This is a genomic window from Streptomyces sp. NPDC033229 (genome assembly GCF_055576875.1).
This window is the reverse complement of record NZ_JBVIQR010000147.1, coordinates 1-3,691: the sequence shown is the minus strand read 5'-3', so window position 1 is coordinate 3,691 and position 3,691 is coordinate 1. Positions and strand designations below refer to the sequence as shown.

At 64.7% G+C, this 3,691-nt stretch carries 2 pseudogenes; both read left to right on the top strand.

What is annotated here, in order from left to right:
- Window positions 1-1,937: 1,937 nt before the first annotated feature.
- A pseudogene (locus ACZ53N_RS36775) lies at window positions 1,938-3,137 on the top strand (IS4 family transposase); the annotation flags it as partial.
- A 357-nt stretch (window positions 3,138-3,494) separates the two neighbouring features.
- Window positions 3,495-3,691, top strand: a pseudogene (locus ACZ53N_RS36770) (IS1380 family transposase); the annotation flags it as partial.

The following is a 3,691-nucleotide window of genomic DNA, read 5'->3' as shown; positions in this document are numbered from 1 at the left end:
CTCCACCACAATGCCCGCGACCCACGCCGCCCCCTCGCACTCCTCGACCTCAGATGATCACGAACCGGACGTCACACGACTACGCCAAAGCCCTGAATCCCGGTCCTGGCCGACCGCGGCTACCAGGGCGCCGGCGACGCCGTCGCCGTTCCCCACCGACGACGCCCGGGTAAGGACCTCACGGTCAAACAGAAGTGCGTCAACCGAGCGCACACTCCCGCATGCGATGGCCCGTCGAGAGAACCATCGCGGCGGTGAAGACCTGGCGGATCCTCCGCAAAGCCTGCTGCAAACCGAGCCGGATGACGTCAATCGGCAAAGCCATCCTCACTCTCAAGACTCACCGCTGAACAAGCTCAATGGGTTGGTGAGCAGTGGCTTGGGATGGATTCTCCGAGCAATAGGCCACTGATGATAGCCATGCGATCCGGAAAAGTCGGGTGTTGACCTTGCCGAACGACGTGCGAATGGGTGATGTTTGCCGCGCCATCACAGGATGTACTGGTGAGTCTGGCCATCAGGCGATCAAGTGTAATTAGCCGTGGCGTCGCGTTACGGTTATGAATTTTCTGGAAAGTCGTTGTTAGTCTCTTCGGCCTCGGAAGCCAAATGATGCTACGTATACCCTTGTGCTCCATGGGGCATCGTTGTGCTTTCCCGCTAGTGCCGGATTCCTCAAAGGGCGGTGTTCAGGCGGTGTCGGAGTGTGCGAGTGGAACGGCTCTAGATCCATGGTTTGACACGGGCGGGTGCTGGGTGGCAGCCATGGCGGTGGCCTAGGCGATGCCGTTGGGACCGCAAGAAGGAAGCTCCGGCATGGGAGCTTTGTCGGTGATGATCCTCGCTTCGACCGTCGCGGCGTCCTCAGCCTTCCACAGAGACTGCTGTGGAGGGTGCCACTACGGGAGGAAGCGGTCGTGGTGAGTGATCTCCTAGCCATCGCGAACACACGAGCCGTTGCCCCAATCCGTCTTCAGGCTGCGGCCGTAGTCGAGCTCGACCATGATGGGGTGCCCGGGCGATCAGCCGAGAACAGACGGGAAGGCTCGCAGGATCACCGGCCCCAGTTCGGCGCGGATCACCGCCGCGCCGTCGGGCGGCTGAGTATGGGTACGCAGTCCGGGTCGGGTTCCAGGACCGCGTGCGGCGCCAGCGCACGCCCTCGGCCAGCACAATCCGGCGAGCTTGCGAACGCCCCGCCTTGGCCCCCACGTCGCGCGCAGCGGCAGCCATCAGGTCCAGAGCCCACTCTGCCGACTAGTTTCATCGGCTACCCATAGCTCGCTGGACAACTGTATCCGGGTCTGCGGGGCGGGGAACCGTGCAGCCACTTGCGGACGGTCTCCTGGTGGCAGCTCGGCTGGGCCACATAGCTGAAACATCCAGACCGTCCAGCTCAGCACCACGATCCTCGCCCGCAGGGCCCGGTCCGCCGGGGCATGCCGGGCAAGCCAACCCCCGCCAAAGCGGAATCCAGCACTAACCCCATGCGTTGGCGATTCCCGGCCGGGGGCTCTTGTGGCCGTCGCGAACGCTGGCGTACCAAGCCCCTGGTTTTTTGGGGCTCATCCTGTGAAAGTGAGAAGGCTCAGTGAAATACATGAAATTACTTGCCCTTATCTCTGCCATCACCTCAGTTTTCACTGCGGTACTATTCTCCTTCACTAGCCGGTCCGGCAAGAACGCCCTGAGGGATGAGGTGAACGACAGACGCCTCCGGGAGGCTATACAGCGTCATCCATCATCCCGGCATTCCGCCCAGCTCGATGTACCAGGCCAGCGCTCTCGATCCTCTCCGGCTTCTATACGAATCGGGTTTATTCCGCAGCAGCGTTGCCATACACCAGATAAATCGGGGTAAGTCCGAATCTAGGCTACCCGCTGTCAAGTTTGGTTTAGATCCAATACCGGTGAGTTTGTGGGGTGTGGGTCGTTGGGTGTGTGTGCCGAGGCCTGGTCAGGTGAAGTCGTCGGGTGAGCGTCTGTCGGACCGGATTGCTCTGGGGGTGCTGACGCGGGTGTTCCCGCCGGAGTTGGTGGACGAGGTGGTCACTGAGTGCGGGAGGGTGGAACAGCGGTCGCGGCTGCTGCCTGCTCGTGTGGTGGTGTATTTCGCGCTGGCGATGTGCCTGTTCTCCGGGCAGGTTATGAGGAAGTCGCCCGGTTGCTGACGCAGGGGCTGGAGCGGGCCCGGCGGTGGGAGAAGTCGTGGCGGGTGCCGACGACCGGGGCGATCGGCCGGGCCCGCGTCCGGCTGGGGCCGGAGCCGTTGAAGGTGCTGTTCGGTCGTGTCTGCCGGCCGGTGGCCGGCCGGGACACGGCCGGTGCCTGGTACCGGCAGTGGCGGCGGGTCGCGGTGGACGGCACCGTCTTCGATATCCCGGACAGTGACGCGAACGCGGGCTTCTTCGGCCGGCCCGGCTCAGGCCGCGGGCAGCAGCGAAGCGCGTATCCGCAGGTGAGGGTGGCTGCCTTGGCCGAGTGCGGCACGCACGCGGTGTTCGCCGCGGCGACCGGACCGCTCTCGGTCCACGAACAGCACCTCATCCCCCGGGCTGTTTCACCGGCTCGAGCCGGGCACGCTGGCGCTCGCCGACCGGGGTATCACCGGCTTCGAGCGGTGGCAAGCCGCCACCGGCACAGGCGCCTACCTGCTGTGGCGGGTCCGTAAGAACATTGTGCCGCCCGTCCTGCAGTACTGCGGGGACGGTTCTTACCTGTCGGAGATCGTCGCCACCGAGGACCGTGTCCGCCGGGCGTGACCCGGCCCCGGTCCGGGTGATCGAGTACACCCTCAGCGGAGGCGATGACACGGTCTACCGGCTCATCACCACCATCCGTGACCCGGACCAGGCCCCGCCGCTGAGCTTGCTGCCCTTTATCACCAGCGGTGGGAGACCGAGAACACCCTCGATGAGATCAAAACCCACCAGGGCGGACACCACCTCGTTCTGCGCTCACGCCATCCCGGCGGCATCGAGCAGGAGACCTACGGACTCCTCCTGGTCCACCACGCGCTGAGGGATGCCATGCACCACACGGCCCGCCAGGCCGGGCCCGACCCCGACCGGACCTCCTTCACCCGTACCCTGAACACCGCCCGCCGGCACGTCACCGGCCAAGCGGCACTTCCCCCCTCACGACCGAAGCAGGCACACACACCGGCCGTGAACTGCTGGAACGACTCCTGCCACCCCGACGGTCACGCACCAACCCCCGCGTCATCAAACGCAAGATGCCCAACTGGCACCTCAAACACCCCCACCACCACAACCCACCCCCGCCACCAACCACAAACATCACACTCGTCCCACCCACCAAACCCACCAGCACACGCCAGAAAAGCCCATAAAACAGCGGTATTGGCTTTAGCCTCGCGCTTTCACGAAGCGGGCTGTCCAGCTGGTGATCAGGTCAGCGGAAAGTGCCTCTGACCAGCGAGAATGAGGATTGTCTAGGCCCTTGTTCCCGCCCCTGTCGGAGGCACTTTCCAGGTGAAGAAGCGTATCGGGTCGTACCCACGTGTCCGCGCTGAGGGCGGTGGTCGCGGGGTGGTCTCGCAGGCCGGGGCCGTGCTGCTGGTGGAGACGGTCCGTAAGTCCGGTCTGGATCAGGCGATATCGACGGCACTGGCGCCCTGGCGGAAGCCCCGTGCGGTGCACGCTCCGGGCAGGACGGTGCTGGATGTGGC